Source organism: Ehrlichia canis str. Jake (assembly GCF_000012565.1).
Classification (GTDB): domain Bacteria; phylum Pseudomonadota; class Alphaproteobacteria; order Rickettsiales; family Anaplasmataceae; genus Ehrlichia; species Ehrlichia canis.
In genome coordinates, this window is record NC_007354.1 from 761,504 (window position 1) to 784,480 (window position 22,977).

General features: G+C 31.7%; 9 protein-coding genes and 1 tRNA gene. 2 read left to right on the forward strand and 8 right to left on the reverse strand.

What is annotated here, in order from left to right; translation table 11 throughout:
- Positions 1-461: 461 nt before the first annotated feature.
- Positions 462-1,061, forward strand: a complete 600-nt coding sequence (locus ECAJ_RS02735) for a DUF2460 domain-containing protein (RefSeq protein ID WP_011304642.1) — start codon at positions 462-464, stop codon at positions 1,059-1,061.
- 205 nt (positions 1,062-1,266) lie between these two features.
- Here the strand turns inward: ECAJ_RS02735 and ECAJ_RS02740 are convergent, their stop codons facing one another.
- The 7 genes from ECAJ_RS02740 to ECAJ_RS02770 all read right to left on the reverse strand — a co-directional run bounded on the left by ECAJ_RS02740 (position 1,267) and on the right by ECAJ_RS02770 (position 20,949).
- A complete protein-coding gene (locus tag ECAJ_RS02740; protein WP_011304643.1) occupies positions 1,267-7,359 on the reverse strand; it encodes a type IV secretion system protein in 6,093 nt (2,030 codons plus the stop codon).
- Positions 7,360-7,395: 36 nt separating this feature from the next.
- Positions 7,396-11,730 carry a type IV secretion system protein gene (locus tag ECAJ_RS02745; RefSeq protein ID WP_011304644.1) on the reverse strand — a complete coding sequence of 1,445 codons (4,335 nt, stop codon included), beginning with the start codon at positions 11,728-11,730 and terminating at the stop codon, positions 7,396-7,398.
- 3 nt (positions 11,731-11,733) lie between these two features.
- On the reverse strand, positions 11,734-14,541 hold the full coding sequence (locus tag ECAJ_RS02750) for a type IV secretion system protein (RefSeq protein WP_011304645.1): 2,808 nt from the start codon (positions 14,539-14,541) through the stop codon (positions 11,734-11,736).
- 162 nt (positions 14,542-14,703) lie between these two features.
- The gene (locus tag ECAJ_RS02755; RefSeq protein ID WP_011304646.1) at positions 14,704-17,223 is read right to left on the reverse strand and encodes a type IV secretion system protein; all 2,520 of its coding nucleotides are present in this window, start codon (positions 17,221-17,223) and stop codon (positions 14,704-14,706) included.
- Between the two features lie 37 nt (positions 17,224-17,260).
- Complete coding sequence (locus ECAJ_RS02760; RefSeq protein WP_011304647.1) at positions 17,261-19,663, reverse strand: VirB4 family type IV secretion/conjugal transfer ATPase; 2,403 nt, start codon at positions 19,661-19,663, stop codon at positions 17,261-17,263.
- A complete protein-coding gene (locus tag ECAJ_RS02765) occupies positions 19,663-19,956 on the reverse strand; it encodes a type IV secretion system protein VirB3 (RefSeq protein WP_044261987.1) in 294 nt (97 codons plus the stop codon). The genes ECAJ_RS02760 and ECAJ_RS02765 overlap by 1 nt, the downstream gene beginning before the upstream one ends.
- Before the next feature lie 375 nt (positions 19,957-20,331).
- Complete coding sequence (locus tag ECAJ_RS02770; protein ID WP_011304649.1) at positions 20,332-20,949, reverse strand: superoxide dismutase; 618 nt, start codon at positions 20,947-20,949, stop codon at positions 20,332-20,334.
- Positions 20,950-21,177: 228 nt separating this feature from the next.
- Here ECAJ_RS02770 and ECAJ_RS02775 point away from each other — a divergent pair, with 228 nt between their 5' ends.
- On the forward strand, positions 21,178-22,443 hold the full coding sequence (locus tag ECAJ_RS02775; RefSeq protein WP_011304650.1) for a PstA family ABC transporter permease: 1,266 nt from the start codon (positions 21,178-21,180) through the stop codon (positions 22,441-22,443).
- 405 nt (positions 22,444-22,848) lie between these two features.
- Here ECAJ_RS02775 and ECAJ_RS02780 read toward each other — a convergent pair.
- Positions 22,849-22,921 (reverse strand) — tRNA-Arg (locus tag ECAJ_RS02780).
- Between the last annotated feature and the right edge of the window lie 56 nt (positions 22,922-22,977).

Genomic DNA, 22,977 nt, shown 5'->3' on the forward strand with positions numbered 1-22,977 from the left:
TAAAAAGTTTACATTTAAAAACCAGTTCAAATCACCAACTTTAATACAAATCTACTATCCTAATTCATTAATATAATCATTTTACATACCATCTATAGAGAGTTTATACCTAATATTCAAAGTCAAATTTACTGATCAAAGCCTCTAGTAGACAATATCTAAACTTGCAATAACAATACTTGGCACAAAAGTAATTATCAACTTTACAAATCTAATCACTTCACACTTCATATCTAACACAAGACTTTAAACCACACTATTAAAAGTGTACTAACATTATATCTATAATACTATTAATGTATTTAACATAATATGGTTACATAAATGTCAATATAAGTATATAATTATTTCTAGCATAATATTCTATTACTATAACTTTTAATTCCATAGTAAACCGACTCTAAACATCCAATCACCTGCCAACACCATGAAACACATTTTTATATAATGAGTAATAAATAATGACATTCCATGAAATCAGATTTCCAGAAGACATTTCTTATGGATCAACTGGAGGACCAGAATTTTCAACAAGCATTGTACAAACAAATAACGGTAGCGAATATCGAAAAGTAAATTTATCATATTCACGCAACAAATATAATATAATGTACAATGTAAAATCAGAAGACCAATTACTAAAACTAATTAATTTTTTCTATGTCCATAAAGGTAAAGCTATTGGTTTCCGTTTTAAAGATTGGTCAGATTACAAAGCAAAAAAAGAACACATAGGAATAGGAAACGACAAACAAAAAAAATTTCAAATCATAAAAACATACAGTATTGATCAACATTCATACATACGCAAAATTACAAAACCAGTCATTAATACGGTAAAAATATATTATGATGATATTGAAAAAGTCGATGGATTTTCTGTAAATTTTTCCAACGGTCAAATAGAATTTAATACTCCACCTCATAATGGAGTAACAATATACGCAGACTATGAATTTGATGTTCCTGTAAGATTTGATTCAGATTACCTACCATACTCTATAGATAATTACAACGAGCATAATTGTAATAATATCGCACTTATAGAAATAAAAACTTAGTACATAACAATACTAAATACATATTTTCAGCATGCTATGTTAAAAACATACAATCCTGTAGCAACAGCTGATTATTAAATCAAATACAACTTATATCAACATAACATCTAATCATCTTTAGATGGAAGAAAATATATAGAAAAGTACAACATCAAAAAAACATTTATAATGAATCAAAAACATATAATAAATTTCAGCAAAAAAATTATTCTTGATTTAATAATCCACGAATTGCAGATTCTGCTTCTTTAATTCTTATTTCTATAGCTTCTATTTCACTAGGATCAGTAAGACCTGCTTTTTTAAGTTTTAATCCTTCTATTACTGCCTCAAGTTGTTCTATTGCCAATGAAATTTCTTCTTTCGATAATTTTCTACGTCTTTGTTTACCACCTTGAGACTCACCAAATATCTTATCCATAGATTCTAAGACTTTTGATGAAAAATCTTTTGCACACTCATCCATTACAAATTTAAAAGTATTTTTCAAAGATTTTGGAGTAATAAAAGGTGATTTTGTTTTACTAGGACTTTTAGCTTTACTTTTACTAGGTTCTTTTTTCTTCTCTTTAACTTCACCTTTAACATCTGACTGAGCACTGAAAATACCCTTACCACCAACAGAACCTTTGCTGCTACCACTTTTATCTTGAGTTACAACACCTTTATCCCTACTTGATAAGCCAGCAACAGGGTGTATAACTTGTATACGCTGAGCCTGAGTTGACTCTTCACCAGAACTAACTAAATCAATCAAGCCTTCTGCTAAAGCTTCTGAGTCAGATACACCACTTTCAGCATCTTCTTTACCATCAGACTGATCAGATACATCACCAGTTTTTTCAACTATATTATCCTCATCCACTACATCTTGATATTGTTTATCTTCACCCTGAACATCATCTGTATCATCAGGACCCTTATCTTCAAGTTTATCTTCTTGTTGTGTTACTAAATCATCTTTTGTTTCCTCACTCAACTTACCTTCATTATCACTACTAAAACCATCTTGCACTGCTTCATTCACAACTCCCTCTGAAGTAAGCTCAACAGATGGACCAACTTTTGTATCTGCAGTATCATCTTCTGTAGTAAATAATTTTTCAGTACCTGCATCACCATCACGTCCTACATCTTTATCAGTAACTTGTTCCATAGCAGTACTATAAGGTTCAGTTTCTTGAATACCACTTTTCTCAAATACAGATTCCTCTCCTTGTATTACTTCGTCACCAACCTTTTCTAAAACAGTACCATCATCTATTTCAGGCTTTGGAACATCATCTAATAAAGATTCAGCAGCTTGTTGCTGTAATATACCTTCATTACCTACTATATTTACATCATTCTCTAAAGAGCCCAGATCCAAGACACCACTAGTTTGTTCAAAAACACCAACATCTAAATTAATACTATCATCAGTCTCTTGCACAATATTATCTTCAGGAGTAGTAGTATCTGTTTGTACTGTAGACTCTGATGTATCCATCTCATCTTGCTTCATAATTCCAGAATGCAGTGCAGTCTCTTCCTCCAAACCAGAGTCAACATTTTGATCAGGATGTGCATCCTGCGAAAACATTGTGTTACCTTCTTCTAAAGGACCAAAATGATCTTCTACTGCATTATCATGTGCTTGTGTAATATCATCATCTAACCCATGAACATCATCCAACGCTGGACTTAAATCCTTTAATTCTACTTTTTCAAATACATCACTATCTTCTGGAATACTTGTAGGCTCATTCAATATTTCAGCTGCAGCTCTAGCAGCATCATCACCATCTGCACCAACACCTTCCATAGAAGATGTAGAACCTAAATCACTTTCACCACTACTTGACTCGGTAACATTACTATCATCCAATGTGGAACCAAAATCTTGTGATTCAACTGGAGCACCTGCAGGATCTTCGAATACTTCAACTGGAGCTCTAGCAGCATCATCACCATCTGCACCAACACTTTCCAGAGAAGATGTAGAACCTAAATCACTTTCACCACTACTTGACTCGGTAACATTACTATCATCCAATGTGGAACCAAAATCTTGTGATTCAACTGGAGCACCTGCAGGATCTTCGAATACTTCAACTGGAGCTCTAGCAGCATCATCACCATCTGCACCAACACTTTCCAGAGAAGATGTAGAACCTAAATCACTTTCACCACTACTTGACTCGGTAACATTACTATCATCCAATGTGGAACCAAAATCTTGTGATTCAACTGGAGTACCTGCAGGATCTTCGAATACTTCAACTGGAGCTCTAGCAGCATCATCACCATCTGCACCAACACTTTCCATAGAAGATGTAGAACCTAAATCACTTTCACCACTACTTGACTGGGTAATATTACTATCATCCAATGTGGAACCAAAATCTTGTGATTCAACTGGAGTACCTGCAGGATCTTCAAATACTTCAACTGGAGCTCTAGCAGCATCATCACCATCTGCACCAACACTTTCCATAGAAGATGTAGAACCTAAATCACTTTCACCACTACTTGACTGGGTAACATTACTATCATCCAATGTGGAACCAAAATCTTGTGACTCAACTGGAGTACCTGCAGGATCTTCAAATACTTCAACTGCAGGTCTAGCAGCATCATCACCATCTGCACCAACACCTTCCATAGAAGATGTAGAACCTAAATCACTTTCACCACTACTTGACTGGGTAACATTACTATCATCCAATGTGGAACCAAAATCTTGTGATTCAACTGGAGTACCTGCAGGATCTTCAAATACTTCAACTGGAGCTCTAGCAGCATCATCACCACCTGCACCAACACTTTCCATAGAAGACGTCACATCCAAAGGTGTAGTTAATCCAGCATTATCACGTAATACACTATCATGTATACCTTCAACTACAACACCATGTTCTGAAGTACTTATAGATTCACCAAATCCTCCAACTCTAGCACTATCACTTGCATCTTGTTGTGATAACAATGAATCTACATCACTCACTGGAGGAGTAACATCTAAATGTGCACCAGAACTGCCATGTAATTGTGTACCAGAAGATATAACATCACTACTTAAAGGAACATTTAAACTATTATCTGCTTGCACTAATTCATCTACTGTTGGAACACCTAAACCTTGTAAATTTTCTGAAGAAACACGAAGTCCAGACATACCTTCAACAAGTAAATCTTTAGGATGCTCTACTGGAGTATAAGAGTTAGTATAAGCTGATGTAACTCTATCAAAATCATTACCCAAATTTTTATGCAAAGCGTCATCAAGTCTATCAAGATCATATCTCATTCTTTGTAATGCAGCCTCATCTGTTGTGTTTCCAATCATTGTTTTGAGCTGCTCTCTAGCATCAAGTGCATCACTTAAATTGTCTCTATTTACAGATATATTTCCATTTTCATCTAATAACCTATTATCTCCATTACCATGTGGTGTTTCTTTAGCATCATGTGGTTTTTCTTTAGCAAAAGGATTCCTATCATCATCTTCACCTGCATTAGGAAGATAAGGGCTTGGTTTATATTGTTCAGGTCCCAATATATGTGCTTTCAAACTATCTAAAGCAGCTGCACGGTCCTCAAGTATATTATGAATCAAACCACCTTCTCTAGTACCGAACATACTTCCAGCAACATGACCACCTAAGTATTTCATTGCATTTAATGGAGAAATTCCTAAGTGAGCTCCTATGTAAGCACGAGCATAATTTAATGTCTTAAAGTTATTCCTAAAATCTCTATCATATTCATTATATGAAGAAGTCAAAGGAGCAGTAGCGGCACTAGTAAATTTAACAACCTTACCTAAATAAGGTACTCTCTTTAATGCTTCTAAAGGCCTACGAGCTGTTTTAGTTATGTAGTTACCTGTTACAAATTTCAAGCTATCTATACCTTGATCAATTTTCTTAAATACAACACCTAAAACTGGAATTCCTGAGAAAATTTTAATGAATCCACCTTCATACATGTTAGCAATAGTTTGAGACATCATACTACCACCAGCTAGTGCTACTGCTACACTTTGAATGAAAGCACGCATTTGCCATATTAATAATGCAGCCAAAAATAAAGAACCCACCTCTGACCACAATACCAGATATCCAGCTTTAATTCCTAAAATCAAATTATAATCATGTTGCTTCATCAATTCATCTTGAGGAGTAGGAGCTTGAGCAGCCTCTCCTATGACGTCATTAATAAGACTATTAATTATTTCAGATTTGAAATCTTCATCCTGATATTTATCTAATGCATTTTTTTGCTGAGATTTATCCGTATTCCTTCTGTTATTAATAATTGTTAAAACTTTATTTCTACTATCAGAGTTTATAGTACCATTTTTCTGTAACTGTTCCAATTCATCCTCTATATCCTTTATTAATCTTGCAGCAACATATTTTTCATTAGAAGCAAGTAATGCATTAATATAATAAGATAATTGTCTAAATGGACTATCTTTGGACACAGTAATACCAAATGGATCACCATCAGTTTGACTATCTGGATCAAGGAAAGGGTAATCTACATACCTAAAATCTTTATGTATACGTTCAGGAGGAACACTAATATATGCACCACCACCAGTAAACTTATATCTCGCATTATCAGAAGTTTTTCTGTCATTCAGGTTAAAATCTGTTGTTAACCCAATAACTTTTGGGTCATAAATTTGCCCTGGAGTCCATCCAAAAACACTCCTATTAATTACACAACCAGTGCTACCTAATATACAAACTTTTACCTTTAGCCACTCATTATAACACGTAGTAAACCCAAAGATACGGTAATAATAATTCATAATAAGCGCACCAAAGAGCGAGATTAGTGTAAACATTAATATTGCTTGCATTGAAAAGCTTAGACACTGAGTTAACCAACCATCAAATAAACTCTTAAATTGAGAAAAAAGAATACCTAACAATAACAGCGGGAATAATCCAATTAAAAATGTAATACCAACAAATGCTGTAAGATATATAACACATCCATACAGGCATAAAGCAATATATATTAACACAGCAATAATAATTACAAGAACAGCAAATATTGAAGAAAAATCAGCAAGAATTAATGCCCTTATCTTAATTTTCCAAATAACTGGAGAAAATATTTTATCTACTATCATTTCATCTAGAAAAGCAAAAGGCCGTGTTGGATTATAAGAAGCAGAATGACTATTAATCATCGCAATAATTTGATCTATACCATTGATAAATAAATTCAGTAAATGATTATAAAAAAACTCCCAACTACTTGGAGAAATCAATAATATCATTAATGCCATTTTTAATATTCTAACAATAACATCAGAAAATGGGCTCTGTACCATGCCAAAGATATAAGTTAAGGCACCAAATACTAGAAATAAAGTTAATAAAGCAAAAACAAAATTTTTAAATACTGGATTCCCGACAATGTGTTTAAAAACATGTTCACCTGCTTTATCTAATTCATTTCTTATATTTTTACGAACCCATTCAAAAACAGAAAATCGTTCTTCTGCTTTTATACCTTCAACAAATGTCACTGAATAACCACCAACATTATCATAATAATGTTTATCTAATATTTTGAGATATATTTTCCATCCTGGTTCCAACTTCACTTCTTGACAAAAAGAATCCATAATTTTCCTGTCTCTAGTAGATAAGGCATCACTACCAGCTAATTCTAATGGTTTATACCCTATATGCATCACTGGAGAAACTGGATATCTCATATGATTTAACGTTTCATTTGGTTCAGGATCACCTGGTCTCTTAAATAACAAATATGCACCATATCCATTTTTAAACCAACAAGGAGGACCGTAAGCTCCTCTTTCCAATTCATCTTGAACACCAGTAATTAATTCACATGATACCTTACATCCACTTTTACCATAAGGGACAAAAGTTTTCTGTATCTTATTATAAGGACCACAAATTCTTTCACTAGATAATATATTATTATATTTTTCGTAATCAGTTACTCCCCTATCAGATTCAGAAGCATTATCTGCCCAGGCAGTCCACATACCGTCAACTCTTAACACTATTGGATTACCATCCGTCACATATCCAGTATATTTCCATCTTACTACTTGATCATTGTTTAAAATATTTCCTAATGATTTATCATCTGCAATAAAATCTTCTGAAGATGCATTAAAATATGCTGAAACAGAAGCTGTTTTTGTTTCAGACAATACATCAGCTGGTATACATCTAGGCACTGGATGCTGATTAGATTCACATGCAGTTATTACTAATAATAACAATAATTTTACAAAATGCTTTTTAATAAAATTACACATATTTACTCTTCATCTCTACCAATTACCTTTCAAACCCTATTCATCTTTTTTACCACGCTTCTTTACAATACTTCTCTCATGAGATTCCTTTTCTACCTCTATTGCTGATTCATGACCTGCAATTTTCTGTGCAACACTAGAATGTTCATCCATATAAAGTCTTCTTTTCTGAGGACCTTCTAAAAAGTTAATATCTTGTTTCCCTCTCTTTCCATCATTATCATCACCACTCAAAGGGTCAACAACAACAGAAGCTTTTCCTTCTTCTGCTTGTATATCACTATTATTATTTTCACCAGTATTTTCATTATTATTAGTAGCATTATTCAGACTACTATCACTGGCATCCCCAACATCAGGTGTCTCTGCAACATCACTAACAGCAGGAGATTGAGGTTCACTATCAGTACTGGTACTATGTAAATCTTCTACACTGCTATCACCTGAGCTACTATTAGTATCACCATTATCTGAACTTACACTTGAAGTATCACTATCATTATTATACGGCTCTTCTTCTTTAGGTTGATAACTATCTTCAGAACTTACACTTGAAGTATCACCATCATTATTATACGGCTCTTCTTCTTTAGGTTGATAACTATCTTCAGAACTTACACTTGAAGTATCACTATCATTATTATACGGCTCTTCTTCTTTAGGTTGATAACTATCTTCAGAACTTACACTTGAAGTATCACTATCATTATTATACGGCTCTTCTTCTTTAGGTTGATAACTATCTTCAGAACTTACACTTGAAGTATCACTATCATTATTATACGGCTCTTCTTCTTTAGGTTGATAACTATCTTCAGAACTTACACTTGAAGTATCACTATCATTATTATACAGCTCTTCTTCTTTAGGTTGATAACTATCTTCAGAACTCACATTTGAAGTATCACTATCATTATTATACGGCTCTTCTTCTTTAGGTTGATAACTACCTTCAGAACTTACACTTGAAGTATCACTATCATTGTTATACGGTTCTTCTTCTTTATGTTGATAACTACCTTCAGAACTTACACTTATAGTATCATCATTGCTATCATATTTTTCCACAGTACTGTTATCTACATTACCACTATTACTAGCATCTTGCGCTCCATCATAATTTGAAGGCGTAGTATCAAGTACATCATTACCTGAAGATGCAAGATGACCATCTACACGCCCACTATTTGCACTGACATCACCTTTACCACCATCTAATACATTATTACCTGATTCAGACTTTGGACCAGCATTAGCACCTTCCTTATCAGAAACATCACCATCACCATGTACATCACCACTGTGACTTCTCGGATCTGAAGGTAACGGACCATTATCATCACCATCTTTTCCTACAATTTCCCCTTTACTCTCTGGATTAGTATCAGTTCTACCAACAATATTAACATCCGACTTACCAGTAGACCTACGATTACGCAATGCATCCTTAATAATACTTTGAGTTTCCTGATCAAGACCAACCATAGAAGCTAAAGACTGCGTAGCAGCATGTATACTTGCACTAAGACCAGCAACACTTCCAGATATAGAGTGAGCCATTGTCTCAGACATTCCTTTAAATCCCTTCATAGCATTTGAAATAAGCAATAACATCAAAACTGCAGTAATTCCAAAAGGTAATCCTAAAAATGAACCTTCATTGTCATTAGCATATCCTTCCCTAATTGAATCATTCATAGATAACTCTGTTGAATATCCTATAGGCAACAATACAGACACTATACAAATATCAGGAGGAGCACCTTTCTCAGTAACACCAATAGGAAGATCAAAACCTAGAAAACACTGATTACATACAGTAAACCCTGTAACCGCATGTAACACAGTCAACATCACTTGATTTAAAAATGCAAGTCCAGCAAAAAGTATTATAGGCTGTAAAGAAAAATTCACTAACATTTTTATCCATGAATCAAAGAGTGTTTTTGTAAGTTGGAAAAAAATAAAAGTTATAAAAATAGGTGCCAATGTCGCCAAAAACGCTATAGCAACAACAGTAAACAAATATGCTATAACTGCTTCTATAACACTTACAAAAAATATAAAAAAGGACCATATAACTGTAATAAACACTATCCAACCTATAGGCCCTGTAAGTATCAATGTTGCTAGCCTAATCCATGTCTCTCCTGCTAATAATACTCCTATAGTAGTATCCAAAAACTTAAATGAATTATCTCCATCTAACTCACCATTAAATGCTGCTATAAGATCACTTACACCTTGAACAAAAATAGAAAAGAAATGATCACTAAAAAATTCCCAACTACCCTGACTTATCAAACCGACAATTATTGCTATTTTAGCAATACGAACTCCCAAGTCATATTTAGTACATTTTACAACACCTAATACATATCCTAATACTGTAAAAATGATATACAAAGTACATAACGCTTGCAAGGCTCTCCACAATGATCCTGCACCAGTCTGATTAGTATATATACTCTGAACTGCACCCTTAGACTTACTTGTACGCACTATCTCTACAGCTTGAGAAATACTGCTAGCATTAGAATTTTTTGGTAATCCATATAAGATTCCTAACAAGGAATCTCTTATCATAACAAATACTTTAGAAAAATTTGGGTTCCATTTTTTAATAAAGAAATTAACAGTGTATTTATTTTCTGACTCTAGTGATGGTAAACTACTGTAATCAAATTGATCTTCATACCCTCTAGTATCTATACCCAAGTAAACTTTTCCAGATTTCTTTTCAGTACCATCTGCATTAATTGTATACATTCCAGTTCCAGATTCTGCATCATCTTTCTCAGGAACAAATAATTCAATAGTATCTTTTTCGCCTGGGAAAATAGTTGGAGCTTTGCTTCCTATATACATATACAGCTTTTTGCCATACATAAAATTACATATACGCTCTACCTGAATATTATATCCACCATAATATGAATTATAATGCTGCTGTTGACCTATTATTGCAAACCCTAACTTTGCAGGATCATTAGCTTCATATTTATAGTTAAAACCAGATTTTAAGCTAGTTGACCCAACATTGTCAGAAAAAATATTAGCATAACAAGCATTACTTTCATTTTTACTCGGCATACAATGATACTTAACATTGTTTTTGTCACCAGATTTCGTAATAAAAACAGCAGTTAATCCTTGTATCACTTCATCTGAAGCATTATTAGCCATTTTTTCTAATTCTTCTTCAGTAATATCTTCCAATTTAGTATTTTTATTAAAAGAATCACCATTATTAATAATACAATTTCCACTTTCATCATGTCGTGATACTGTAGCAATACCTTTAAGTGCTGCTTTAGAATTACATATAGTACCACAAGCACAATTTATATCATAAGTAGTAAAATTATTAATAATATCTATAATCTCCTGAATGTCATCTTCTTTTTTATCCTTTAGAACATCAGGTTCACTTTGTTTATTATCTTTTTGTTTGCTATCTTTACTATTCTTTAATTTCTTCTGATTCTTATAAAATTCAAGTTGAGATATAGTTGAATTAGCACTATCATTTATAATACCAGTTGTACTAAGCTTTTTAATAACTTCACAATGTTTTTTTAATGCTTCAGTATCAATATTTTTACCTTTAATTACTTTAGCATCATAAATAAAAGGAGTCTTGATCCATTGCTTTTTTACATCTTCACTATAAAAAACCTTATTCCCATGTGGAATATCAGTATTATCTACTAATGCTGAAACTTCAGTACCTTGCAAACGAGGTATGCTAGAAATTGATCCATCAAATGAACTACATTTGTCTTCTATTTTCACATAAAATTTAGCAATACCAGTTCTACATATATCTTCAGCTTTAATAGGAGTGTTGCAGCCACTATCTTCAAAAATTTCATTATCAGAATAATATATAATGCCCAATTCTTTCAATTTATCAGCATTGCAATCAGTTACTGTCATTTTCCTAGGAATTAAACTAACCTTAAATGTATCTCCTTTTCCTAAGTAAAAAGTTTCAATAGGTAAAGTAGTAGTTGCTACTTCTCCATAACTGCTACACGTACTTTTCATGTCTTTATAAATAGACTCATCTTTAGCATCATAAGTACCATGAGCACAAGCAACAGCTGGAACAATGATATCTTTAGGATTTATAGAATCTTTAGGACACATATTTATAGCGCCAAGAATTGTTAACTTTACTGGAGGCTGACTCTCATTAACTGTTAATCCAGTATCAATCCAATCAGGCTGTAACACATCTGACACTTTTTCCACTACTGGCTTAACTTCTATAGCAATTGAAGTACCACTAACACCTTTGCTACCTTCTATACAACCAATACCACATCCTGTAATGAAGAATAGTAATAATATAATTAACTTTTTCATATTCTACCCACCAAAACTAGATGGAGGGCCTTCAGGTATTTCAACACCACTACGTGATTGTCTTCTACTAATAGGTTGTTCATCATTTTCTGTAATAGGTGATTGTAGGCCAAGAGGATCACGTTTACGTTCACCATCATTATCTCTATCACTAGTTTTATTCATTTCTTCGTACCTTGCTCTTTGCATACGACTGTTCTGATCCATACCAATAATTCCTAAAGCACTTTCTTTCGCATTTTCAGCTACTGCTGATAAATTAGCAAATGATCCAAAAATTGATGTACACATTTCTCCTGCAGAACCAATAAAATGTTTTGTTGCATTTACCATTATTACAAATATTAATACCTTCATAAATGGCACTGGTAATCCTAAAAACATTACACTACCGTCACCATTTACTGAATCTTTCAGGTTATCATTAAAAGTAGACAAAGGAGAAATTCCCACAGGAAGTAAAAACTCAAGTATACAAAAACTTAGTTTCATTATCTTTAGATCAAATTCAGGCTTCAGTACACATGTATCACACGATTCAAAAGCAAACATAGAATATATTATGTTATCTATAACTTCAGTTAAAAGCGCAAACGAAGCAAATATAATTACCGGCTGCATAGCTGTTTGTACTAAAGATTTTATCCACGCATCAAAAATTGCTTTAGTACGTTTAAATAAAATACAAATTATAAAAAATGGTGCAATGCTAAGTAATAATCCTATTAGTATAATAGATATTAAATAAGTAATAACTGCAGTTGCTACAGTCAAAAATAAAACTATTAATCCCCAAAAAATTAAAGCTACACTCACCCATCCAACTGGACCAGTAAATAATAGTGCTAAAATTTGTATCCAAGTTTCAGATAAAGAAAACCTATATAAGACTAAATCTAGAAATTCAAAACTAGTTGTTTCAGCAGGATCCTGACCTGTCATTATAGCAATTAGTTGAATTGGTGCTTCAGTAAACAATTTAAATAAATGGTTATTAAAAAACTCCCAGCTATTAGGACCAATTACATAAATTATTACACCAATTTTCAAAGTTATAACTAATAATTCAAAAATAGAAGCTTTAGAAAATCCAACAAAATAAAATAAAGCATTAATTAATACATACAATACCAATAATGAGTTCACTATCTGAATAAAATGCAGATTCTTTACAATACTATTATATATTAGATTAACACCTCCAGAATTAGTAGATGATGTTCCATATAATCCTCTCTCTAATGCATCTTTTAAGTGCTCAACTATATATGAAATTACATTAGGTATCCTCTTTTTTGATATTACTGTAATATTAAAATACCCTGTATTATTCTCATACCCATCACCATTATCTTTTATACCAAAATATAAATCACCAGCTGCATCTTTATCTGATAGTTTAACTTTTGTATCCTCATTACCTATAAAATCGATCTTTGTAGTACCTGAGTCTCCTGGTTTAACTTTAGGTGGCCCCTTAGATATTACGTAATACAAACTATCTTTAACATGATTAGTACAATCCTTATCCACCTCAATTTTATATTTACCTGTTAATTCAAGATTTTTATCTACATTTACCTCTAAATAGAGTCCTTTATCCAAAATATTCTTACTTATTAAATAACTATAATTTGTTAAAAGACCAATGTCTGAAGAACGGTTATTATCTGATTGCCATTTTCTAATTGTGTCATCAATAGTAATAAAATTTGTTATACCAGAATTATGTTTCAAATACAGAAAAGGCAAATAAGTATTATATTGCATTACATTTTCAAAATCACATCCTGATAGATTCCCATCTGCTGTAACAGTACAAGCATTGAATATATTATTCATCTCTACAACAAAACAGTCTTTTTCTACTTTTTTATTTTCATAGTCAGGAATATTACATAAATTTCCACATATCATATTCACAGAATATGCATCATACTGTTTTTTATATTTATTTCTAACTTCATCTTGTTTTTTTGAAATAGCTTCTTTATATTTTTCTACCAATTCTTTTTTTTCATGTTCCGAAACTTTTATAGTACTTGGGTTGCCCTGTTGCTGCTTCTTCTTTATCTCTTCATCAATAGTCTTATTTACAAGTTCATCTATTTCCTTACCTGTAGCACATAGGTAGAACATTTCTCCATTATTATTATTTTGAGAATTAACTTTACCAATTCCATTAATAGAATCTTGATTATTTAAATACTGATAGATAGTATTACTTTTATCTGGATTATATAAGATTTTATTTGGGAAATTTATCCATTCTCTAGCTTTATCATGTGAACTACGATCTTTCAAATACATCAGATTATTCATTTGAGATCCATAATAATTATCAATTGCAATATAATATTTCGTATCCAAATAATCTTTCATGCATTTGTCAGTATTTTGAGCATAAATTTGAGGATTTTTATTGCTACATATATCTTTATCTACAGTAAAATTGAAAGCAGGGTATAACCTAAAATTCAATTTTTCACCTGCCATTATATTTGGAATCCCTAAATAAAATTTTTTGCCAGATAAAGTACTATCACCTTGATCTGCATAGATATCCACAACATAATTTGTATTATGACAATAATTAACATTAACTGTATTAACTCTTATAATAAGATCCTTTTTACCAGCCAATATTAAATCTGATTTAACCCAAGTAATATGCTCTTTTTTTCCATCTTGTAATCCTGTTTCCACAGTACTTGAATACTCATCAAACATTACATTCTGTGGTTTTATACAACCATGATATCCACAACTTGAAAGAAGAAAAACACTGATTATTAAAACTATCCTAAACATAAAATCAGCTTTCTACCTTAAATAAATAATATAAAACTATCAATAACATCAAATATCTTGATAAATTACCTATGAATCATTAAAAATCCATTTTCAATAAAATAATTTTCTCAACAATTAACTAACATTAATACCAACAAGCATCCTCAAAGAATAAGCTTATTATCCAGCAGCACTTGCAATAGCACCCGCAGCACCACTTGCAGCGCCACTTGCAGCGCCACCTGCAGCGCCAGCAGCACTTGCACCGCCAGCAGCACCGCCTCCTCCAGCAGCACCACCTCCAGAATCTCCTCCAGACATTTCATCTTTGTCCCCTCCATCTTTAGAACCTTTTGCATTATCCATTCTATCATTTATAGCATCTTTTACCTTTTGTCCCATATTACCTTGAACCCTACCAATAGCACCAGTTATAGAACTCATCATTGATTTTGGACTAAACGATGAACCAACATGACCAGCCCTTGGATCACCTGCAAGCTCAGCTGCTATATAAGTAATAGATGATAAGAAATGATAAAATAGGAAACCTATAAATACCATCATTAACAATTTCATCCATAACGTTTCAGCTTCATGTTTAAAATCAGGAGCGTAAGCATTAAATCCAAAAAATGCAGGTTTTGTTAAAAATCTTATATCACCAAACATACACGCTAAATTATAATCATATTTCGGATCATCACATTGTTTTGGATTTTCCAATGTAAATGAAATTCTGGTAGCATCTAAAATCTTAATTTCTTTTCTCACAAATTTAAGATCTTCAAAATATAAATTATCAAAAACAGTAAACAATAACGCTAGAAAAGCAAAAAGTATTACAGGATACAATGTATAAACCATTAACTGTCTTATCCACCCATCAAAAAATGCTTTTGTAGCTTGAAAAAGCACCATAGGAATCATTAATGGAGAAATTAATATCAAAATAGTAAGCGCAATGAGTGATAATAAAAAGATATAAACTAACCATATCACAATAAGTATAATCATTAATATCGCAAAAAGTGCAACCAGACATAACATTAACTTCATATTAAATAGCATACTAGCAAAGAAAAGTCCTGCTGTTAAAAACAAACCAAGAACAATTGTTGTTGCTGCACCATTCAATTGTTGCCCCAAATAAAACATTATCCTACAATCTAGTCTATCCCATGGAGCTACATATTTATACGGATCTTTATATTCTTGATCAGTGTAATTACACACAGTCTGTGACCCACCTGCTTGCAATACTATGTCTGACAACCCGATAGATAACCTTACTATTTGATCATAATAATGTGACATAGCAGGCCCTTGAGTAAAATAGACTACTAATCCAAACTTAATAATTAGCATATATAATTCAGCTGGACTTTGTATTCCACCCAATGCTGCTTTTATTGCAAATAATATCAACGACAATACCAAGACTGCCATAACTGTTCTTTTCAATCTATCTTGAGCAACTTTTAAAAAACCAGCTTTTCCAGTATTAACACCATTACTACATTGGCCAGTCAATACATTATTTAATGATCCTTTGACACAAGAAACTATCATAGAAGTCATTGGAAATACAGATTTTACATAGCCTCCAACTTCACCTCTACATGCAGGATCTATATAACAACTATAACATTTAGTATTATCGTAACTTATAATTCTTTTATTATCTTCTGACATAACTGGCTCAGACTTCTCACACATAGGAACTGGTGGTCCACTAGGGCGCATATGACAACCAATTTCAACTTGAGGCCATAAAGCTGATCCAAATGCCTTAACAGCATTTACACAAATCTTATCCATCTTTTCCACAGCTTGAAAAGTAATCGAATGTATAACTTTTTCTTGTCCAGCTTCTAATACTGCACACTCTACTCTTCCATTCATAGCATACTTAGCAACTTGTATATCTCGAGTAGAATAATCACCTTCTCTTGGATAATCACCTTCTTTCAACAATTTAACAACATCACCTGAATTAGCTTTAGATGCTCTGTCAATCATAGAAGCAATATTCATACCACCTATTGGCTTACGGTAACAAACTTCTATATAACGAGAACTAGATACTCTATTTTTAGGCCAGTAGTATTTATCTACTTTCTTAAAATTTTTAGATGCACATACAGGTTCATTTTGCTTAGCCTCTGCTAAACTAAAAGGCTTAGTACTCTTTGCATCATCAGTTGCAAGACATCTAAAATATTCTTCTTCTGAACCAAAATCACGATCTGCACATGATTTATATGATGTAGTTGGTTCGCTACATTCTTTATAATCACCTGGATTAGCACCACCTTTTGAACTTTCAAAACGCATAACAGGATGACGCACAAAAGACCAATGACACGCAAAAAATGCAGCAGCTTTATTAACTGCAACAGCAATTGCACCTACACCCAATCCAAACACAAGAAGTGCACCTATTGCTCCTACACCAGTTACAGCCATCACAATAGCAGTGATAATTAACCCAAAACCAACAGCAAATGCAGAAATTCCTATATACTTAGCATGTTCACTAACTCTAGAACAGAAAGGGTTAGTAGCTAACGTAGTCCTATATGTAGCAACTTTTTCACTTTCAACTTCTGTTGCTAAGGTAGATTTAGCATATATAAAATTAATATTAATTAAAAATAACATTAATATATATACTATCCCTTTACTAATTTTTAGCATAATCAACTCTTTTATAAAGAATATTTAATTATTAAATTTACACATGCTTTACTCGTTCATAGAATATAGGCAACCAAGTATTTGGATCATCTCCTACTTCCTTTATTAAATCACGTAACATTAAGACTGTTTCTGCTCTACCAGACAAAACACTTATTACATCTTCAAGGCCACTTAAATTAATTCTAGCAACTACTGCACTTACCCCCTGTTTTACTAAAAAGAACCTTGTACTAGGATCCGTATGTTTTATTAAAGTATATTCCCTCTCTGTTAACATAAATACATTTCTATAAGCACTAGTAGCTTTTAAATTAGGCAAAAATATTTGAGTAGCAGTTTGTTGCACTAAAGTATCACTAATTGCACTTTTACTAGCATCTTCAACACTTTGAGTAGCAAAAATCACAAATGTATTTAATTTTCTTAAAACTTTCAACCAATCTTTTATCTTTGGAGCAAATACTGGATTATCTATTAATGCCCATGCCTCATCTAATACAATAATAGACGGAGTACCATCCAAAGAAATACTAATTCTATGAAATAAATATAACAACACAGGAGCAAGAGATACTGGATCTTTAAGCAAATGACCCATTTCAAAACCGAAAACCCTAGATTTATTAAAATCTAATAAGTCTTCTGCATTATCAAATATGGCTGCATGAGATCCTTTACTATGCCACATAGATATTGAACCAGCCAAAGTATTTGGACCATCTAATCCTAAAAACGGGACTAAATTACATAATACCCTATGCTCCTTTTTTAACTTAAAATTACCTTCTATAGCATCATTAATACGAGTTATATCTTCAGAAGTAAATTTGTCATTGAATACTGATATTAAAGACTTCATCCATTCCATTAAGAATGTACGATTATCTGGAGTATCATCAAGCTGTAAAGGATTAAATCCTGTAGGATTCCTTGGTTCTACAATCATATAAACGCCACTCAATGCTCTAATGAAAATTTCAGCACCATAATCTTTATCGAAAAAGAAAATCCTCGGTGAAAATTTCATGGCTTGAGCACACAAGAAATTCATTAACACTGTTTTTCCACCACCAGTAGGCCCTATAATTGCAGTATGACCAACATCGCGAATATGAAAATTAAAAAAGAAAGGAGTTCCAGAAGTAGTATCAAACACTGTTACTGCTTCACCCCAATGATTATTAAACTTCTTGCCAATTGGATAATTATGCTGAGATGCAAAACCAGCCATATTTAACGTACTTATTATAGCCTTACGAACTATATACTCAAAATTACCTGGCAATTGAGCCCAAAATGCTGGCTCTAGATTAATTCTTTCTCTAACCGGATATACACCACAGTTAGATAATTCAGATTCTATTAAAGACAATGCATTATCAAGAGTCTTTAAACTCCTTTCTGTACATAAAATAGTAAGATGATGTTGTCCAAAAGCAATTCTACCACTCATCGCATCATCTAAAGCTTGACTTATTTCTACTACTTGTGATACTGCCTTATCTGCAGATTGTATCATACGGTTCTGTTGAATCTGCATTTTAGTAATTGCACTCTGCCTATTAGTAAAACTAAAAGATTGCGTAATAATAAACTCATAAGGCAATTGCAAAAAAGCATCTAGCATACCAGCAGATGTACTTTGGCCATATTCTTTTAGACTAATTAATCCAGCATATTTACACTCATTATGTGCAACTATCTGTATTGTTTTATGTCCAAAATATAACCTATGCATTGGTAAATACTTTGACACATCACCTATAGAAAATAATACACGTTGAAAAGATCCACAATTTACTATCTGTAATAAAAATTCCATAATTTCAGAAAATACACCTTTCGGCGTTTCCCTAATTCCTAAAACTCTAGGCATGTAGTTACGCAAACTTGTAAAAACACGATTTGTTACTTCATCTAAATCTTCATATATGGCTTGCAAATCCTTTATCCATGACTCTTGTGATGCAACCTTTCCAAATTTACCAAAAATACTAGATAAAAACTCTACCCCCTGTTTTCCACTTTCTCTAACTATCGTAATATACAAATCATTAGTGAAAGATTGTTTTGTCTCATGCTTTTCTCGCCATTTCACATTTACATAATTTGCAAATGAACTAGCTACTTTATCACTAGCAAATCCCTCTGAAAAAGCATTTCTCCTACGTCTAATTATATGAAAATACAAACCAAAAGACGCAGAAGATATACTTCTTAACATTTGATTACGAATAGAATTCTGTATAGATAAGTCCTCATCATCAGCAGTTTCAAAAGCATAACCAGATAACTTAATAACCTTAAGCATTGACCCATCTTTGGTCATTAATGTAGAAGAATTCCAATGTTCACTATAGGGAATAAAATTGGACTCATGATACTCCCTATTGATCACTTTCCTTCTTTTTGTTTGCAGCTGCTGAAATTTTAACATCACATTACATCATAAGAGTTAGAATTATGATAAAACCTATTCAAACATTTACTACACTTCTTCATCCTTAACATAAACAATTCCAAAAATAACGGTTCTTTTGACGAAGCTAAAAAACCTATACCATGTATTCCTGGGCCTAAAATAAATAATGCTCTGAAATCGTTAGTGTACATAAATATCATGATACAAATCATAAAATTCAACATTGCAAATATATAACTAACACCAAATAGCATAGTAGGCCTAGTCAAGCCTTTGAATAATTGATCAGCCTTAACACTACCTGCCATAATAAATACCAAAAAAATATATTTATAAATTTAAACACTGACTGTAGTCATATAAAGCAATGTTTAATCTTATTAAACCCCTACTACAACGAAGGTAGATACGTATTAATTTTCAAAAATAGCAACAACAATTTAACAAACAATTAATTATCAACATTTATTTCATAAAAGATAAATTTCAGTTCACCTCATATAAAGTTACAAAAATGCTCCTTTGACTTTGAAAACTTCAAAATCACAGAATACAATTAACCAGCATTAAATAAATTAATATTTATAATTTAAATAATCAATAAAATAATGCTTAAAATAGATTAAAATTTTACAAAATTAAAACTTTACAGGTAACTTAAATTTATTATTTTTATAAATAAACTAAACTTCTAAAAATCTTTGAGCTGCAAAATCCCAATTAACCAAATGTTTTAGAAAAGTTTCTACATAATTTTGACGTACATTAAAGTAATCTAAGTAATAAGCATGTTCCCATACATCCATAGTTAATAAAGGATGTGTCTCAGGATATTGAGTAATAGGAGTGTCACCATTAGAAGTACATAAAATTTTGAGCTTTTGTTCACTCATATCAAAAACCAACCATACCCATCCACTACCAAAATGACTTTTGCCAGCATTAGTAAAAGCATTATTAAAATCATCTATGCTCCCAAAATCCTCATTTATTTTATCTAATAATTTTCCTGTAGGAGCTCCTCCACCATTTTTCTTCATGGATTCCCAATAGAAATTATGATTCCATATTTGACCAGCATTATTAAATATAGATCTCGATCCTAAATCACCAGCTGTTGCCTCAATAATTTTAGGTAAATCTTCATTAGTACACTCACTAAAATCTGTACCTACAACAAGACTATTTAAAGTATTAACATAACCTTGATGATGTTTATTATAATGATATCCCAATATTTCCGGACTTAAATATGGAACTAAATCACTTTGTTGATATGGAAGTTCAGGTAAAGTAAACATATAACCTCTATTAAATAAATATAACTATAAATAACCTTAACATTAAATAAGTCTACATAATGTTAAAATGCACAATACATATATTATATTATATTTATCTGAGTACACTAAAATTCAAGCTTATGCTAAATTAATATATTTTCATTTTATATAAAAATACTTTTAATAAGGAAGAATCACAGATAGAATTAAAAGCTCTTAATAGTAAAGGTTAACATTTATAATAACATGTACATAAAAAAAAAACTAGGTAAACTACTAAAGTATCGTCACATTGCCTCTCGAATATCACTAAAAAATAGGAAAGACCGTATTTTATCAACATTATCAATGTCCGCACTTATCAGCTCATTAGGTATACTTTTTATAATCTTAGGCAGCATAGTCAACAATGGGTACAACGCACTTACAACAACCACCATTTTATTATCAATAAAGATCAATGATAACATAGAGCAACAAGATAAACTAATATTGAGAAGTAACTTAATAAACTACATACATCAATCTTTAGAAGAACTATTTTCAGATGTTATAGACACTTCAAATCTCGATAACAAAAAAATCATTTACAGTATAGTAAGTGATACTGCGCACCATAATTTAGCAGATTTTGTATTCAAAAATCCAAAAGCAAATAAATTTAATATGTGGTTTAAATCTTCCACTACATTTAATAAAATTATACAAACACAAAGTACAGATAATACAATATATAAGAAAATTATTACAAAATTACAAAATGAACACAGAATAAAAAAATCATTTAATGATACATTGTTCAAAAAATATAATTCAATATCTCCTGAAAATACCGGTATTATTGGATCATTAATAGGATCTATGTTTACAATAATTATATGCTTAGCATTTGCATTCCCAATAGGTATTACATCAGGTATATGCTTAAGTGAGCTGATACCAAAAAATAAAATATCTTCTATTATTGAAATTAGTATAACAAATCTCGCATCCGTACCATCAATAATATTCGGTATTTTAGGATTAGCAATATACATTAAAATTTTCAATATACCACGTTCATCAGCACTTATAGGCGGAATGACACTATCCTTAATGATGCTACCAAATTTGGTCATAGCCACAAAACAAGCATTCACAGCAGTACCATCATCTGTAAAAGATGCAGCGTTTTCACTTGGTGCATCAAATATGCAAGTAATTCTACATCACTCATTTCCAATTGCATTGCCTGGTATAATGCAAGGTGCTATTCTAAGTATTGCAAGAATTTTAGGAGAATCTTCTCCATTAATAATGATTGGGATGGTAGCATTTATAGTCGATATTCCAAAAAATTTCCTTGATCCAACAACTGTATTACCAGTACAAATATATATGTGGGCAAGTAATCCACATATAGAGTTTATTCAATTAGCTGCAATTGCAATAGTAGCACTACTTTTAATGCTATTAATTTTAAATCTTATAGTAACTTTCATCAGAAAAAAATTCGATCACTTTATTTTTTAATATTTTCATACAGCAACATCATAACATGTAAATCATAAATTCAGTAAACTATACAATAAATAAACAACCATAATTAGATGCAATTTTACAATTCAATATTCTGAATGCTGTTTAAACTCATATACTAAAAACTATATATACAAATACAACAATTACAATAAATAAACCACCACTACTGATTATTTAAAGAAATATTAACTAAGTTATCTCAATTCAGTGTTACACACTTCAACTTGCTAAAAATGTATAAATATATAACTAAATGTAGTATAACACTGTCCTTATAGCATCTTGTTAAAATATTTTAATTTAATAGATCGAATGAAAGTATTTATTAATTATAAATATCAATAAAACCATCATTTATATAAAACGACACAATAGTATTTTATAAGATAAAATCAGTGCACTTAGCAGGATTTGAACCTGCGACCTTTACCTCCGGAGGGTAACGCTCTATCCACTAAGCTATAAGTGCAATAAAATAACTTATAAGATGCATTAGCAAATCTTACAAGAGTTTACAATAAAACA